This is a genomic window from Emcibacter sp. SYSU 3D8 (assembly GCF_039655875.1).
GTDB lineage: Bacteria > Pseudomonadota > Alphaproteobacteria > SMXS01 > SMXS01 > RI-34.
The window spans coordinates 619,858-635,512 of record NZ_JBBYXK010000001.1 but is presented as its reverse complement, the minus strand read 5'-3'; the positions used below and the strand labels follow the sequence as shown (position 1 = coordinate 635,512).

Genomic DNA, 15,655 nt, shown 5'->3' with positions numbered 1-15,655 from the left:
GTCGTTGGGGGAGGGCGCTGGGCGTGAGATGCAGACGGGCCACGAACCCGAGATGCGTCGTCATCCTGTCCCTTGCAGTATTGCCGATCCTGGCCACCAGCCAGACGGCGTCGGCTGCCAAGTGGCGCGTTACGCCGCGCCTCGAGGCGCAGGTCGCCTATACGGACAATGTGGACCTGGACAATGCCGGCAAGGAATCCGATCTGGTTTTCAGGGTCGAGCCGGGGCTGGCGATCAAGGCCGATGGCAACCGGCTGAAGTTCCAGGCCGACTACGACGGCACGCTGCTGCACTTCGTCAATGACGGCCGCACCCAGTGGCGCAACCATCTGCGCTCGAAGCTTCATGCTGAGGTGATCGAGGATCATTTCTATATCGACGCCACCGGCGTCATGGCCGAGCCGTTCGTGGACAACACCGGTTCGGTGACGTTCTCGGACACCAATTTCTCGATCAACCGGCGCCAGACCATGTCCTATTCGGTCGAGCCCAGCTTCGAGCACCGCCTGTTCGATATCGCCGACATGCGGTGGACCTATCTGTTCCGCTACGTGACGGTCGCCAAGCCCCGGTCAGACGACCCCACGCCACGTTTCATCGACAGCTATATGAGCCACAGGGGCCAGGTTTCGGCGGACAGCGGCGACCGGCTTGGCCGCTTCCACTGGGGCGCCACGGCCTCCTATGACCGCCGGCATCGCGGCGATGGACGCGAGGCCGAGGAGATCGACGCCCATCTCGACCTCGAATACAGGATTGTGCGTTGGCTTGGCGTGACCGGCACGGCGGGCTACCAGAAGATCACCGACCCGGATCTCAACGACGATATCAACGGACTGGCGTGGCATGCGGGCCTGCGCTTCAACCCGACGCGCAACACCGACGTGAAGCTGTGGTACGGCAAGCAGGATGGTGAAAATTCGTTCGGCGCCGACGCGGTCTATCGCCGCAAACGGTGGAAGTTCGGGGTCACCTACCTGCACCAGATCACCACCACCCACCGCCGCTTCGCCGACATCAACGAGGACGGCCAGTTCAACGATTTCGACTTTTTCGTCAGCGACTTTGGCAGCCTCCTCGACCCCGACGACATCGTGTTCGGCATCGAGAACGACACCTTCGGAAGCAACCGGCTGGAAGTAAACGCCCAGTGGGAAAAGCGGCTGTTCTCCTGGGATGCGCGCGCTTATTACGAAGTGCGCAAGTTCGACACCACGGACCGCGAAATCCATGAATACGACATCAAGACGCGATTCTCCCAACGATTGAACCACCGTACGCGGGCCGTGCTGCATTTGCGTCACCGGCACACCGATTTCGACCTGGGGCCGAGCCGGGTGGACAACTTCTACGGCGCCCGGGCCGAGCTGCACTATACGTTCTCGAAATATCTGGATGCCGAATTGGCCTATGTCTTCTCCCTGCTCGATTCAAACCAGTCGATCAACGACCAGACCGAGAACGTGATCCAGTTCAACCTGCGGGTGACATTCTGAGAATTTCAGTGAAGTTGTCCGGCATATGCCGTTGATTTTGTTTGGTTGATTTATTTCAGCCGCGCCCGGAAAATGAACCGGGTTTCACTGTCAACGCAGCGAGTGGTCCGTGCCATCTTCTGCCATCCTGTCCGGCCGGCCCGACATGCGCAACGCGCTGACCGTCGACGTCGAGGACTACTTCCAGGTCCAGGCCTTCGCCGGCCAGATCGGCGAGAGGGACTGGGATGGCCTGCCGCACCGGGTCGAGCGCAACACCAACAAGGTCATGGATCTGTTCGCCGAGAACGGGGTGAAGGCCACGTTCTTCACCCTGGGCTGGGTCGCGGAGCGCTATCCGGCGCTGCTGCGGCGCATGGCCGCCGAAGGTCACGAGATCGCCAGCCATGGCTTCCGCCACCGCCGCGTCGGCGACATGACGCACGCCCAGTTCCGGGACGACACGCGGCACACCAAGGCGCTGCTGGAGGATCTGTCCGGCACCGCGGTGAACGGCTACCGGGCAGCCAGCTTCTCCATCGACGCCCGGACCCTTTGGGCCCATGACGTCCTGGCCGAGGAGGGGCACACCTACAGCTCGAGCATCTATCCCATCGCCCACGACATCTATGGCATGCCCGGCGGCGAGCGATTCAGCCACCGGGCCGGAACGGGCGCACTCATCGAGGTGCCGGTCAGCACCGTCGCGTTGCTCGGCAAGCGGTTGCCCTGCGGCGGCGGCGGCTACTTCCGGCTGCTGCCCTATGCCTGGTCGCGCTGGGCATGGCGGCGGGTGAACGGACGCGATGGGCAACCGGCCATGTTCTATTTCCATCCCTGGGAGATCGATCCGGATCAGCCCCGCCAGCACGGCGCGCCGCTGCGGTCGCGGGTCCGGCACTATTCCCGGCTTTCGGCCATGGAAGGCAAGATCCGCCGCGCCCTGCGCGATTTCGAATGGGACCGCATGGACAGGGTCTTTCTCGATGGATGAGACACGCTGACCATGACCATCACGGTCCGCGAAGCGTCGCCGGACGACAAGGGGCAATGGGACGCCTATGTCCGCGCCGCGCCCGCCGCCACGTTCTTTCATCTGTGGGGCTGGCGGACCGCCATCGAGAACGCCTATGGCCACGATTGTCCGTACCTGGTTGCCGAGAACGGGGGCCGGGTTGTCGGCGTGCTGCCGCTGGTGCGGATCAAAAGCCTGCTGTTCGGGCATGCCCTGATGTCGACCGCGTTCGCGGTCTATGGTGGCCCGGTCGGCGATACGGCCGAGATCGTGGAGATGCTGGCCGGTCACGCGATGGCGCTCGCCGACCTGCTCGACGTGGATCATCTGGAACTCCGCGCGCAGATCGCCACCGGCCTCGGCTGGCCGGCGAAGGATGGGGCCTACGCCACCTTCCGGCGCTCCATCACCGCCGATCCGGACGCCAACCTGAAAGCGATACCGCGCAAGCAGCGGGCTGTCGTGCGCAAGGCCATCGGACGCGGTCTGGCCGCGGGGATCGACCGCGGCCTCGACCGGTTCTTCCCGCTCTATGCGGCCAGCGTTCGAAACCTGGGCACGCCGGTATTCCCCAGGCGATGGTTTGCTGAATTGCTTCGCGCGTTTCCCGGAGAATCCGACGTTCTCACGATCACGGCCGACGGCGTGCCTGTCGCCGCGGTGCTCAACTTCTACTTCCGCGATCAGGTCTTGCCCTATTATGGCGGCGGCGGACTGGAGGCGCGGCGCTTGGGGGCGAACGATTTCATGTATTACGACCTGATGTGCCGCGCAGGCGCGCGCGGCTGCACGATGTTCGATTTCGGGCGCAGCAAGGTCGGGTCCGGCGCATTCGCCTTCAAGCGCAATTTCGGCTTTGAGCCCGAGCCACTGCACTACGAATATTATCTGTGGCGCGGCGACCGGTTGCCCGACGCCAGCCCCAACAACCCGAAATACAGGCTGATGATCGCGGTGTGGTCGCGCCTGCCGCTGGCGGTGGCGAACAGGCTGGGTCCGCTCGTCTCGCGGTATCTGGGATAGCGCCATGGAGGACCTGCTCTACCTGGCGCACCGAATCCCGTATCCGCCCAACAAGGGCGACAAGATACGCTCGTGGCACATCCTGCAGCACCTGGCGGCACGCTACCGGGTGCATCTGGGATGCTTCATCGATGATCCGGCGGACTGGCAGCATACGGATATGCTGGAGCGCCTATGCGCCGGCACGTTCTTCGCCCCGCTTCCGCGGCTGCGCTCGCGGCTGCGCAGCCTCACCGGCCTGCTGCGCGGCGAGGCGCTGAGTGTTGCCTGCTACCGCGACGCCGCCATGCGCGACTGGGTTCGCGCCACCGTAGCGGCGGTGAAACCGCGTACTGCCTTCCTGTATTCCTCACAGACCGGCGTCTATCTGGATGCGCTGTCGGGCCTGCGCACCGTCATGGACCTGGTCGACGTGGATTCCGACAAATGGGCGCAATACGCCAAGGCGCAGTCGGGACCCATGCGCCTGTTGTACGAACGCGAGGCACGCACGCTGGGCCGCTTCGAGGCGCAGGTGGCCGGGCAGGTCGATGCCTGCCTGCTGGTCTCCGAGCCCGAGGCGGCGCTGTTCCGCGACCGGGTGCCTCAGGCGGCCGGGAAGACGTTCGCGCTGACCAGCAGCGTCGATACCGATCGGTTCTCGCCGGCGCGCGGTTACCCAGATCCCTTTCCGGCGGGCGGGCCGATGATCGCCTTCACCGGCGCCATGGATTATTGGCCCAATGTGGACGCGGTGTGCTGGTTCGCGCGCGAGATCCTGCCGCTGATACGCCAGCGTGTGGCCGAAGCCCGGTTCTATATCGTGGGGTTCAAGCCTGCGCCCGAGGTGCAGGCGCTGGCGGGCCTGCCGGGCGTGACGGTGACCGGCGCCATTGCCGACACGCGGGACTATATCGCCCATGCCGATTGCATCGTCGCGCCGCTGCGGGTGGCGCGCGGCATTCAGAACAAGGTGCTTGAGGCCATGGCCATGGAAAAGCCGGTGGTCATCAGTCGTCATGCGGCGCAGGGGCTGACCGGCTTGCAGCCGGGCGAGGTGGCCGTGGCCGACACCGCCGCTTCCATGGCCGAGGCGGTCACCGCCGTGCTTTCCGGCCAGCCGGGCATGCCGGATGGCCAGGCGGCGCGCCGCCGGGTGCTGGCGAACTATGGCTGGGAGGCCAATCTGAAGGTGCTCGACCGGGTGCTCCAGCCATGAGTGCCGACCCGATGCTTCGATCGTGGTCGCGCTGGCGCTACACGGTCGCCGTGTTCGCTGTATCCGCCGCCGCTCTGATTGCCCTGTTCTGGCGCACGGCGCTGTCCATGGAAGCGACCTGGCGCGGCAATGACAGTTACCAGCACACCTATCTGGTGCCGCTGATCCTGGCCTATCTGGTGTGGGAGGACCGCGACCGTCTGGCGCGTGTGATGCCGCGAGCAGACTGGCGCGGGCTGGCCGTGGTGTTGCTGGCGGCGCTGGGCTGGGTGCTGGGCGCCGCGGGACAGGTGCAGGTGGTGCAGCAGGTTGCGCTGATCGGCATGGTCCAGGGCCTTGTGCTGGCCCTGTTCGGCTGGCCCGTCGTGCGTGTGCTGCTGTTCCCGCTGATGTTCATGCTGTTCCTGGCCCCCATGGGCGATTTTCTCGTTCCCACGCTACAGCGCTGGACGGCGGATGTGGTGGTCTGGTTCGTCGAGTTGACCGGAGTCGCCACCACGACCGATGGCTTCATGATTACCCTGCAGGACGGCATCCAGCCCTGGCATCGCTTCCAGGTCGCCCGCGAATGTTCCGGCATCCGTTACCTGACCGCCATGTTCCAGATCGGCCTGCTGACGGCCTATCTGCTGTACCGAAGCTGGCCGCGGCGGGTGGCTGCCGTGCTGGTGGCCGTGGCCGTGCCCATCGTCGCCAACTGGGTCCGCGCCGTGGGGATCGTGCTGATCGCCTATCATACCGAGGGCCGGCGCGGCATGGACGTAGATCACATCATCTACGGCTTCTGGTTCTTCCTGTTCGTTCTGGCGGTCTATATCGGCATCTGCTGGCTGTTCGCCGAGCCGCCGCCCCAGCGCCGCCCGGCGGTGTTCTCCGCCGAGACCGCGCCGGCCGGCTTCCGCCGCAAGCTGGCGGTCATTGGCGCACTGGCGGTGCTGGCCGGAGTCCTCGCCGCCTATTCCAGCAATATCCGGCTGGCCGGCACGGCGCCCGCCGGGGCCGTGCTTTCCGCGCCGCCGCAGGCCGGCGACTGGCGCCGCACGGCCTATATGGGACTCGACTGGCGGCCGGTCTTCGCGGGCGCCGACGAAGAATTGCTTGCCCGGTACAGCAAGGGCGGCACCGCCATCGATGTCTACATGGCCCGCTATCTGCAGAAGACGGCGGCGGGCGAACTGGTCGGCTATGGCAACGATCTGGCCGGTAGCGGCTGGGACAGCCTGGGCGAACGGCGGAAAGCGACGCTGGAGGTTGACGGAGAGCCTGTCACCGTCCGATATGTCCGCCTCGCGCAGCCGGATCGCAAGCGCGTGGTGTTCTACTGGTACCGGGTTGGCGGAGGCAATGTGAGCAGCGACGTTATGGCGAAAATCGAAACCACGAAGGTGCGTCTCTTCTACAAGGACTCCATGTCCGGCGTGATTGCGATCGCCATCGACGAGGATGCCGACATGGCCACGCTGACTGCCCAGGTGCAGAACCTGGTCACGGCCCTGTCACCTGTATCCCTGCTGGGAGACCGCTGATGCGCCGGATGCTGGCTTCGGCGCTGCTGCTGGCCGTGTGCTGCACGGTCCCGGCCCGCGCCGACGGCCCCGTTGTCGAGTTGATCGCCGCCGTGAAGCCCAGCGTCGTGGCCATCGGCACCCACGAGGAAACCCGTCGGCCGCAGGATGTGATTCTGGGCACCGGCTTCGCCGTGGGCGATGGCGGCCACATATTGACCGCGCTGCACGTAGTGCGCGGCGTGCCGGCCGGATCGCTGTCGATGTATGTGGGGCAGGGCGACGATGCCGAGATAGTCCGCGTGATGCAGATCGCGGCCGATTCCGACCACGACATGGCGCTGCTGAAGATCGAGGGCAAGACGCTGCCGGCGCTGCGCCTGTTCCTGGGCGTACCGCTCAGCGAGGGCGAGGAGGTGGCGTTCACCGGCTATCCGATCGGCGCGGTCTACGGCCTCTATCCCGCCACGCACCGCGGCATCGTGTCGGCGATCACGCCGATCGCCCGGGCGCAGGTCACGCCCGGAGAACTGACGCCCGACATGATCCGGGCCATCGACAGGAAGATCATGGCCTATCAACTCGACGCGACCAGCTTTCCCGGCAACAGCGGCGGCCCCATGGTCGATCCATCGGATGGCGCCGTGGTCGGCGTCATCAACTCGACCTATGTCCAGCAGACCAAGGACAGCGCCCTCGACCGGCCGTCCGGCATCACCTTCGCCATGCCGATCCCGCCGGCCATCGAGATGCTCAGGAAGGCGGGCCTGGAGCCCTGAGGCGGTCAGTCGCCTTCGGGCAGCACCTCGCCGTCCGGCGAAACCACGAAGCGGCCCGTCTGGCCGTCCTTCGAGCCGATGCCGTGCCAGTAATTGTCGCAGCCCTTTCGCTGCATGCTGATGTTGCTATAGCCGGCCTCGCGCGCTTGCTCGGCGGCCCATTCGGCCGTACTGGCGTTGATCTTGTCGCCCGGGGCACAGGCCGCATGGGCAGGTGAGATCAGCCCGGCGGCGGGCATTGCCAGCAGTGCGGCAAAGGCGACGGCAGGCGCGGCGAGAAATCTGGTTCTCCATGTCATGACAACAACCTCTTGTTTCGTGCCAGAACCCTTCGCGGGTTCGCAATGGATGCGGGACACTCAACAAACGCCGCGTTGCGGCGATTGATCCCTGTGCGGTTGCGCGATACGCGGCGACGGCGGTCAGGATCGCTTCATCAGGCAGTTCCTCTCGACCACCGACCCATCCGGCGCGCGCCCACGTCGAGGACAACATCGATGTCGAGCAGGTCGATCAGTCGTTTCAGCAGCCGCAGTTCGACAAACCGCTCGACGCGGACGCGAAAGGTACGCCCGCTTGTGACGAACCACGACACCAGCGATTTCAGGTGCCGGGCTTTATCCATAATCTTTCATGCATCGTTTCCCGCGGGGGCCTCGGGCCAAACGCATTAGTGGTTTTCCCGAAACGACCCCTGAACTGATTTCCGGCCGCGCGACGACCTGTGTTAGGGTCTGCGACCGATTCTCCGGAAACCCAGACGATGCCCAGCGACGCGCCCACGCTCACCGACGCCTTCATTCCCGAATTGCCCAATCATTACAGTGGCAAGGTACGGGAGAACTACGATCTCGCGGATGGCCGGCGCATCATCATCGCCACCGACCGGCTGAGTGCTTTCGACCGCATTCTGTGCTCGATTCCCTACAAGGGTCAGGTGCTCACGCAGACCGCAAAATACTGGTTCGAGGCCACCCGCGACCTCTGTCCCAATCACGTCCTCGAATATCCCGATCCCAATGTGGTGGTCGGCAAGCGGCTCGATATCCTGCCGGTCGAGATGGTGGTGCGCGGCTATCTGGCCGGCTCCACGGCCACCTCGATCCTGACGCTATACAAGAGCGGCGCGCGCGAGATGTACGGCCATCGTTTCGCAGATGGCCTGCGCGACAACCAGAAGCTGCCCAAGGCCATCCTTACGCCCACCAGCAAGGCGTTCGACGGCGGCCACGACGAGCCGCTGACGCCGGAGCAGATCATCGGGCAGGGGCTGTTGACCCAGGAACAGTGGAACACCGTCGCGGGCTATTCGCTGGCGCTGTTCGCCCGCGGCCAGGCGCTTGCCGCCCAGCAGGGCCTGATCCTGGTCGACACCAAATACGAGTTCGGCACCGACGAAACCGGCCGCATCGTGCTGGCCGACGAAATCCACACGCCCGACAGCAGCCGCTACTGGATCGCCGGCACCTATCCGGAACGCTTCGACGCCGGCGAGCGCCCCGACAGCTTCGACAAGGACTTCGTCCGCGCCTGGGTGGTCGCCCGCTGCGATCCCTACAAGGACCCGATCCCGGAAATCCCCGCCGAACTGATCGAGCAGACCAGCCGCGTTTACATCAAGGCCTTCGAGACCATCACCGGCCAGAAGTTCACGCCTGTTTCCTCGGGCGCATCGCCGCTCGAGCGGGTACGGCGGAACCTGGAGCGGTTTTTCTAGTACTTCTCCGGCACGTAGAGTTCGGGCGGCAGCACGCGGCGCTCATAATCGGGATTGAAGACGCGCTCGGGCAGGTCGATGACCGGGTGCTCGACGGGCTGGTAGGGGATCAGCCCCAGCAGATGCTCCATGCAGTTCAGCCGGGCGCGCTTCTTGTCGTTCCCCTCGACGATGTACCACGGCGCCTCGGGAATGTTGGTGCGCGCCAGCATCTCTTCCTTGGCCCGGGTGTAGGATTCCCAATTCACCCGCGACTGCAGGTCCATGGGGCTGAGCTTCCACTGCTTCAGCGGATCGTGGATGCGTACGAGAAAGCGCATCTGCTGCTCCTCGTCGGTGATCGAGAACCAGTATTTGATCAGGATGGTGTCGTCGCGCACCAGCATGCGCTCGAATTCGGGCACGTCGTTGAAGAACCGCTCGACCTGTTCCTCGGAGGCGAAGCCCATTACGCGCTCGACCCCGGCGCGGTTGTACCAGGACCGGTCGAACAGCACGATCTCGCCGCCCGCCGGCAGATGCGGCACGTAACGCTGGAAATACCACTGCGTCTTTTCGCGGTCGCTGGGCGCGGGCAGGGCCACGACGCGGCAGATGCGCGGGTTGAGGCGCTGGGTAATGCGCTTGATCACGCCGCCCTTGCCGGCTGAGTCGCGGCCCTCGAACAGCACCACCACCTTCTTCTTCGTGCTGGCCACCCAGTCCTGCAGCTTGATCAGCTCGGACTGGAGCTTGAGGAGCGAGCGGAAATAGGTTTGCCGGTCGATGGTGTCGGGATGGGTCCGCTTGTAGATCTTGCGGATCTCCATGGACAGGGCAGGCTCGGACAGTTCCAGTTCGTAATCCTCGTCGAGCGTGTCGGCCAACTCGGCCTCGAGCCAGTCGAGCTCTTCGTTCTGATTGTCCGGATTGACCATGTCGCGTCTCCTGTCGGCCGCCTTTGTGACGGCGGGCCATAGAAACACGGCTGGTTTACAGTTTTGTTGCAACCTGGCTGCGTGACGGCCTTGCGCGCACTGCGTTTCCTTGACCGGCAACAACCCCGACGCTACGGTGCGCGCGCCTTCCACAGGGGTTTCCGCACGCCATGTCCGACGCGCCGTCCTTTCAGGACCTGATACTGAAGTTGCAGGCCTATTGGGCCCGGCAGGGTTGCGTGATTTTGCAGCCCTACGACGTGGAAATGGGCGCGGGTACCTTCCATCCGGCGACCACGCTCAGGGCGCTGGGCCCGAAGCCCTGGAAGGCGGCCTATGTGCAGCCGTCGCGGCGGCCCAAGGACGGCCGATACGGCGAGAATCCGAACCGGCTCCAGCACTATTATCAGTTCCAGGTGATCCTCAAGCCGTCGCCGCCCGACATCCAGGAACTCTATCTCGGTTCGCTGAAGGAGCTGGGTCTTGATCCGGCCATTCACGACATGCGCTTTGTCGAGGACGACTGGGAAAGCCCGACCCTGGGCGCCTGGGGCCTGGGCTGGGAAGTGTGGTGCGACGGCATGGAAGTCAGCCAGTTCACCTATTTCCAGCAGGTTGGCGGCATCGATTGCAGCCCGGTCTCGGGCGAGCTGACCTACGGACTCGAGCGCCTCGCCATGTATATCCAGGGCGTGAACAACGTCTACGACCTCAACTACGGCAACGGCGTCAAATACGGCGACGTGTTCCTGCAGAACGAGCGGGAGCAGTCGACCTACAATTTCGAGAAGGCCAACACCGACATCCTGTTCCAGCACTTCCGCGACGCCGAGGGCGAATGCCAGGCGATGCTGGCCGCCGGCCTCGCGCTGCCGGCCTATGACCAGTGCATCAAGGCCAGCCACAATTTCAACCTGCTGGACGCCCGCGGCGTGATCTCGGTGACCGAGCGGCAGGCGTATATCGGCCGCGTCCGGGCGTTGGCCAAGGCCTGCTGCGAGGCATGGCTGAAGAGCCAGGAGGCCGCATAATGGCCGAATTCCTGCTCGAGCTCCTCTCGGAGGAGATTCCCGCCCGCATGCAGGCCCGCGCCGCCGAGGACCTGAAGCGGCTCGTCTCCGAGAAGCTGAAGGCCGCCGGCCTGGACTTTTCGAAGGCCGATGCCTTCGTGACGCCGCGCCGACTGGCGCTCGTCATCGACGGCTTGCCCGTCGCCCAACCCGACGTCAAGGAAGAGCGCAAGGGCCCGAGGATCGACGCGCCGGCCCAGGCCATCGACGGCTTCCTGCGCTCCACCGGCCTGACCCGCGACCAGCTGACCGAGGTCGAGGACAAGAAGGGCACCTTCCTCGTCGCCATTATCGAGAAGCAGGGCGGGGCGACCGCCGACGTGATCGCCCAGATCGTGCCCGAGGTGATCCGATCGTTCCCGTGGCCCAAGTCCATGCGCTGGGGCGCCGGCAGCCTGACCTGGGTGCGCCCGCTGCACTCGATCATCGCCTTGTTCGACGGCAAGATCGTACCGTTCGACGTCGACGGCATCGCCAGCGGCGACAGCACCGTGGGTCACCGTTTCCTCGCGCCTTCGAGCTTTGCGGTCGCCGGCTTCGCCGACTACAAGGAGACGCTGCGCAAGGCGAACGTCATCGTCGACCCGCGCGAGCGCAAGCTGGACATCAGCGAGCATCTCGACCTGTACGGCCAGCAGAACGGCCTGCTGCCGATCGAGGATGACGGGCTGTTCGACGAGGTCGCCGGTCTGGTGGAATGGCCGGTGATCCTGGTCGGCACCATCGACCAGGCGTTCATGGACGTGCCGCCGGAAGCGCTGATCTCGGCGATCAAGACCCACCAGAAATACCCCATGTTCCGCGACAGGGCGGGCCATCTGGCGCCGCGTTTCGCCATCGTGTCGAACCTGGCGGCGAAGGACGGCGGCAAGGCCATCGTCGCCGGCAACGAGCGCGTGCTGAGCGCCCGCCTGTCCGACACCAAGTTCTTCTGGGACCTGGACCGCAAGACGCCGCTGGCCGCGCGCCTGCCGGCGCTGGAGGAGGTGGTGTTCCACGAGAAGCTGGGCACCTTGGGCGAAAAGGTCCGCCGCGTCACCGCGCTGGCCGTGGAACTCAGCAAGTCAATTCCCGGCGCCGATCCCGAACAGGCGAGGGAAGCCGCCGGTCTCGCCAAGGCGGATCTGCGCACCGAGATGGTGGGCGAGTTCCCCGAACTGCAGGGCATCATGGGCCGCTACTACGCCCTCGCCGAAGGCAAGCCGGCCGAGGTGGCCGAAGCCATCGCCGATCACTACCGGCCGCAGGGTCCGGGCGACAAGTGCCCGACCGCGCCGGTCAGCGTCGCCGTCGCCCTGGCCGACAAGATCGACACGCTGGTGGGCTTCTTCGGCGTCGACGAGAAGCCGACCGGCTCCAAGGACCCGTTCGCGCTGCGCCGCGCCGCGCTCGGCGTGATCCGGCTGGTGCTGGAGAACGGGCTGCGGCTGAGGCTGCTCGATGTCTTCCAGAGTGCTGGAGCATCACCCGATACAGCATTGCAACTGCTGGAATTTTTTGCCGATCGCCTGAAGGTCTATCTGCGCGAGCAGGGCGTGCGCCACGACCTCATCACCGCCGTCTTCGCGCTCAGCGCCGAGGACGATCTGGTGCGTCTGCTCGACCGGGTGAAGGCGCTGCAGGGCTTTCTCGACACCGAGGATGGCGTCAACTTGCTGGCGGCGTACAAGCGCGCCACCAACATAGTGCGCATCGAGGAAAAGAAGGACAGTGCTTCCTATGACGGCGCCGCCGACTACGAGCGGCTGGCCCAGGAAGAGGAAAAGGTGCTGCATGCGCGCCTCGGCGACGCCATGAAAGAGGCGGAAGCGGCTGTAAAGGCCGAGCGGTTCACCGATGCCATGGTGGCGATTGCGGGCCTGCGCCGTCCGGTCGATGCATTCTTCGACCATGTGACGGTGAACGCCGAGGAGCCGGAGCTGCGCCGCAACCGCCTGCTGCTGTTGTCACAGATTCGTGCGACGCTCAACAAGGTCGCGGATTTCTCGAAGATCGAGGGATGAGGCGGGCGTTGCCAAGCGCGCGCCGTGCTTTCACAGTCGTCATCCCCGCGCAAGTGGGAACCCAGTTCTTCGCAGGGCTCGGCGGGGCGACACTGCGATCGGGAAGTTTTTTGTGGAGCGCTTCATCGCGGCCACAGCCCTTTCACCGCCTGGATTCCCGCGTGCGCGGGGACGACGATGTTGGTGTGTGATCGCGGTAGCGCGCTGGTGTAATAAGAAGACCCCATGATCCTTCATGGGCAGTGGAGAGTGCGGCATGACTAAATGGGTGTACAGTTTCGGTGGCGGCACGTCGGAAGGCGATGCCGGCCTGAAGAATCTGCTTGGCGGCAAGGGTGCCAATCTGGCCGAGATGAGCAATCTGGGCCTGCCGGTGCCGCCGGGCTTCACCATCTCCACCGAGGTCTGCACCGCCTATTACGACAACAATCGCGTCTATCCCGCCGAGTTGAAAGAACAGCTCGAGGCTGCCCTGACCAAGGTCGAGGGCATCGTCGGCGCCAGGTTCGGCGACAAGGCCAATCCGCTGCTGGTGTCGGTGCGCTCGGGCGCGCGGGCATCCATGCCGGGCATGATGGACACGGTGCTCAATCTGGGCCTCAACGACGATACCGTCGAAGGCCTCGGCGCGTTGTCGGGCAACCCGCGCTTCGCCTATGACAGCTACCGCCGCTTCATCCAGATGTATTCCGATGTGGTGCTGGAAGTGGATCATTACCACTTCGAGGAAATCCTCGACATCCACAAGGAAAATCATGGCGTTACGCTCGATACCGAACTCGGCGTCGACGAACTGAAGCTGCTGGTCGAGGCATACAAGGACAAGGTTCAGGAAGAGCTGGGCAAGCCCTTTCCGGCCGATCCCAACGAGCAGCTCTGGGGCGCCATCGGCGCCGTGTTCAATTCCTGGCAGAACGACCGCGCCAAGGTCTATCGCCGCCTGCATGGCATTCCGGAAGCCTGGGGCACGGCGGTCAACGTGCAGGCGATGGTGTTCGGCAATATGGGCGAGGATTCGGCGACCGGTGTCGCCTTCACGCGCAACCCGGCCAACGGCAACAGGGAACTTTATGGCGAGTACCTGCTGAACGCCCAGGGCGAGGACGTGGTCGCCGGTATCCGCACGCCGCGTTACATCAGCATGGCAGCCCGGCTGGCGGCGGGCGAGACCGATCCGTCGCTGGAGGAATCGCTGCCCGAGACGTTCCGCGAGTTGTCCGAGATCATGGGCAAGCTCGAGGCCCATTACCGCGACATGCAGGACATCGAATTCACAGTGCAGAAGGGGCGGCTGTGGATGTTGCAGACCCGCAGCGGCAAGCGTACTGCCGCCGCAGCGCTCAAGATCGCGGTCGAGATGGCCCATGACGGGCTGATCACCGAGCGCGAGGCGATCGGCCGCATGGATCCCGAGGCGCTCGATCAGCTGCTGCATCCGACGCTCGATCCCGATGCCCACAAGGAAATCCTGACCCGCGGTCTGCCGGCGTCGCCCGGCGCGGCGAGCGGCATGATCGTGTTCGACGCCGACGAAGCCGAACGCGGCGCGTCCGAGGGCAGGGACGTGATCCTGGTCCGCATCGAGACCAGCCCCGAGGACATTCACGGCATGCACGCCGCCAAGGGGATTCTGACCAGCCGAGGCGGCATGACCAGTCACGCGGCCGTCGTCGCCCGCGGCATGGGCCGTCCCTGTGTGTCCGGCGCCGGGTCGCTGCGCATCGACTACGCTGCGGGCACCCTGTCGGTGGCCGGCGAGACGCTGAAACGCGGGGACATCATTACGCTCGACGGCTCGACCGGCGAGGTGATCAAGGGCGCGGTGCCGACAATCCATCCGGAGCTTTCCGGCGACTTCGCCACCCTGATGGGCTGGGCCGACAATGTGCGCCGCATGAAGGTGCGCACCAACGCCGAAACCCCGCTCGACGCGCGTACCGCCCGTCAGTTCGGCGCCGAGGGCATCGGCCTGTGCCGCACCGAGCACATGTTTTTCGAGGCCGACCGGATCATGGCGGTGCGGGAGATGATCCTGTCGGAAACCGAGGCCGAGCGCCGCGCCGCGCTGGCCAAGCTGTTGCCGGTCCAGCGCGAGGACTTTACCGAGCTGTTCCACATCATGAAGGGCCTGCCGGTCACCATCCGGCTGCTCGATCCGCCATTGCACGAGTTCCTGCCCCAGACCGACGAGGAACTGAAGGAGATCGCCGAACAGGCCGGCGTTTCGCTCGCCACCATGCGCAAGCGCGCCAACGAACTGCATGAGACCAATCCCATGCTTGGACACCGTGGCTGCCGGCTGGGCATCTCCTATCCTGAGATCTACGAGATGCAGGCCCGCGCCATCTTCGAGGCGGCGCAGGAGGTGCATCGCCAGACGGGCGATACGGTCGTGCCCGAGATCATGATCCCGCTGGTCGGCTCCAAGCGCGAGCTGGACATCCTCAAGGGCAGGATCGACGGCATCGCCAGGGAGCTGGGCTTCAAGGCCGACGGATACGTCGTCGGCACCATGATTGAGCTGCCGCGCGCTGCGCTGCTGGCAGACCAGATTGCCCAGACGGCGGCGTTCTTCAGCTTCGGCACCAACGACCTGACGCAGACGACCTATGGCCTCAGCCGTGACGATTCGGCCAGCTTCCTCGAGGATTATCTGCGCAACGGCATCTACGAACGGGATCCGTTCGTGACCCTCGACCGGGACGGTGTCGGTCAATTGGTGCGCATGGCCGCCGAAAAGGGCCGCGCCACTCGCCCCGAGATCAAACTCGGCATTTGCGGCGAGCATGGCGGCGATCCGGCGTCCATCGCGTTCTGCGAGGAGGTCGGCCTCGATTATGTCTCGTGCTCGCCCTACCGCGTCCCGATCGCCCGGCTGGCGGCGGCGCAGGCGACGCTCAACAACGCACCCGCCAAGGACTGAGGATTGGCCGCGCGGGTCCCCGATTTTCAG

General features: G+C 65.1%; 13 protein-coding genes. 10 read left to right on the top strand and 3 right to left on the bottom strand.

Annotation, left to right across the window (positions count from 1 at the left end; all coding sequences use genetic code 11):
• The first annotated feature begins 23 nt into the window (after positions 1 to 23).
• The 6 genes from WJU21_RS03140 (at position 24) to WJU21_RS03115 (ending at position 6,995) form a co-directional block, all read left to right on the top strand.
• A complete protein-coding gene (locus WJU21_RS03140) occupies positions 24 to 1,496 on the top strand; it encodes a TIGR03016 family PEP-CTERM system-associated outer membrane protein (RefSeq protein WP_346321917.1) in 1,473 nt (490 codons plus the stop codon).
• A 145-nt stretch (positions 1,497 to 1,641) separates the two neighbouring features.
• Complete coding sequence (locus tag WJU21_RS03135; protein ID WP_346322445.1) at positions 1,642 to 2,469, top strand: XrtA system polysaccharide deacetylase; 828 nt, start codon at positions 1,642 to 1,644, stop codon at positions 2,467 to 2,469.
• 12 nt (positions 2,470 to 2,481) lie between these two features.
• On the top strand, positions 2,482 to 3,513 hold the full coding sequence (locus tag WJU21_RS03130) for a FemAB family XrtA/PEP-CTERM system-associated protein (protein WP_346321916.1): 1,032 nt from the start codon (positions 2,482 to 2,484) through the stop codon (positions 3,511 to 3,513).
• 4 nt (positions 3,514 to 3,517) lie between these two features.
• On the top strand, positions 3,518 to 4,711 hold the full coding sequence (locus WJU21_RS03125; protein ID WP_346321915.1) for a TIGR03087 family PEP-CTERM/XrtA system glycosyltransferase: 1,194 nt from the start codon (positions 3,518 to 3,520) through the stop codon (positions 4,709 to 4,711).
• Positions 4,708 to 6,237, top strand: a complete 1,530-nt coding sequence (xrtA, locus tag WJU21_RS03120; protein WP_346321914.1) for an exosortase A — start codon at positions 4,708 to 4,710, stop codon at positions 6,235 to 6,237. The genes WJU21_RS03125 and xrtA overlap by 4 nt, the downstream gene beginning before the upstream one ends.
• Positions 6,237 to 6,995, top strand: a complete 759-nt coding sequence (locus WJU21_RS03115; RefSeq protein WP_346321913.1) for a serine protease — start codon at positions 6,237 to 6,239, stop codon at positions 6,993 to 6,995. The genes xrtA and WJU21_RS03115 overlap by 1 nt, the downstream gene beginning before the upstream one ends.
• Before the next feature lie 5 nt (positions 6,996 to 7,000).
• Here WJU21_RS03115 and WJU21_RS03110 read toward each other — a convergent pair whose 3' ends face one another.
• On the bottom strand, positions 7,001 to 7,294 hold the full coding sequence (locus tag WJU21_RS03110; RefSeq protein ID WP_346321912.1) for a hypothetical protein: 294 nt from the start codon (positions 7,292 to 7,294) through the stop codon (positions 7,001 to 7,003).
• A 137-nt stretch (positions 7,295 to 7,431) separates the two neighbouring features.
• Positions 7,432 to 7,620 carry a hypothetical protein gene (locus WJU21_RS03105; protein WP_346321911.1) on the bottom strand — a complete coding sequence of 63 codons (189 nt, stop codon included), beginning with the start codon at positions 7,618 to 7,620 and terminating at the stop codon, positions 7,432 to 7,434.
• Positions 7,621 to 7,758: 138 nt separating this feature from the next.
• Between WJU21_RS03105 and WJU21_RS03100 the strand changes: the two genes are divergently transcribed.
• Complete coding sequence (locus WJU21_RS03100) at positions 7,759 to 8,712, top strand: phosphoribosylaminoimidazolesuccinocarboxamide synthase (protein WP_346321910.1); 954 nt, start codon at positions 7,759 to 7,761, stop codon at positions 8,710 to 8,712.
• Here the strand turns inward: WJU21_RS03100 and ppk2 are convergent.
• A complete protein-coding gene (gene ppk2 / locus WJU21_RS03095; protein WP_346321909.1) occupies positions 8,709 to 9,629 on the bottom strand; it encodes a polyphosphate kinase 2 in 921 nt (306 codons plus the stop codon). The two genes, WJU21_RS03100 and ppk2, sit on opposite strands and share 4 nt — an antisense overlap.
• A gap of 170 nt (positions 9,630 to 9,799) precedes the next feature.
• Here ppk2 and WJU21_RS03090 point away from each other — a divergent pair, with 170 nt between their 5' ends.
• From WJU21_RS03090 to ppdK, 3 genes are all read left to right on the top strand, one after another.
• Positions 9,800 to 10,660, top strand: a complete 861-nt coding sequence (locus WJU21_RS03090) for a glycine--tRNA ligase subunit alpha (protein WP_346321908.1) — start codon at positions 9,800 to 9,802, stop codon at positions 10,658 to 10,660.
• Positions 10,660 to 12,702 (top strand): glycine--tRNA ligase subunit beta, encoded by a 2,043-nt coding sequence (glyS, locus tag WJU21_RS03085; protein ID WP_346321907.1) that lies wholly within the window; start codon positions 10,660 to 10,662, stop codon positions 12,700 to 12,702. Before WJU21_RS03090 ends, glyS begins: the two co-directional genes overlap by 1 nt.
• A 256-nt stretch (positions 12,703 to 12,958) precedes the next feature.
• Positions 12,959 to 15,625 (top strand): pyruvate, phosphate dikinase, encoded by a 2,667-nt coding sequence (gene ppdK / locus WJU21_RS03080; protein ID WP_346321906.1) that lies wholly within the window; start codon positions 12,959 to 12,961, stop codon positions 15,623 to 15,625.
• Positions 15,626 to 15,655 lie beyond the last annotated feature (30 nt).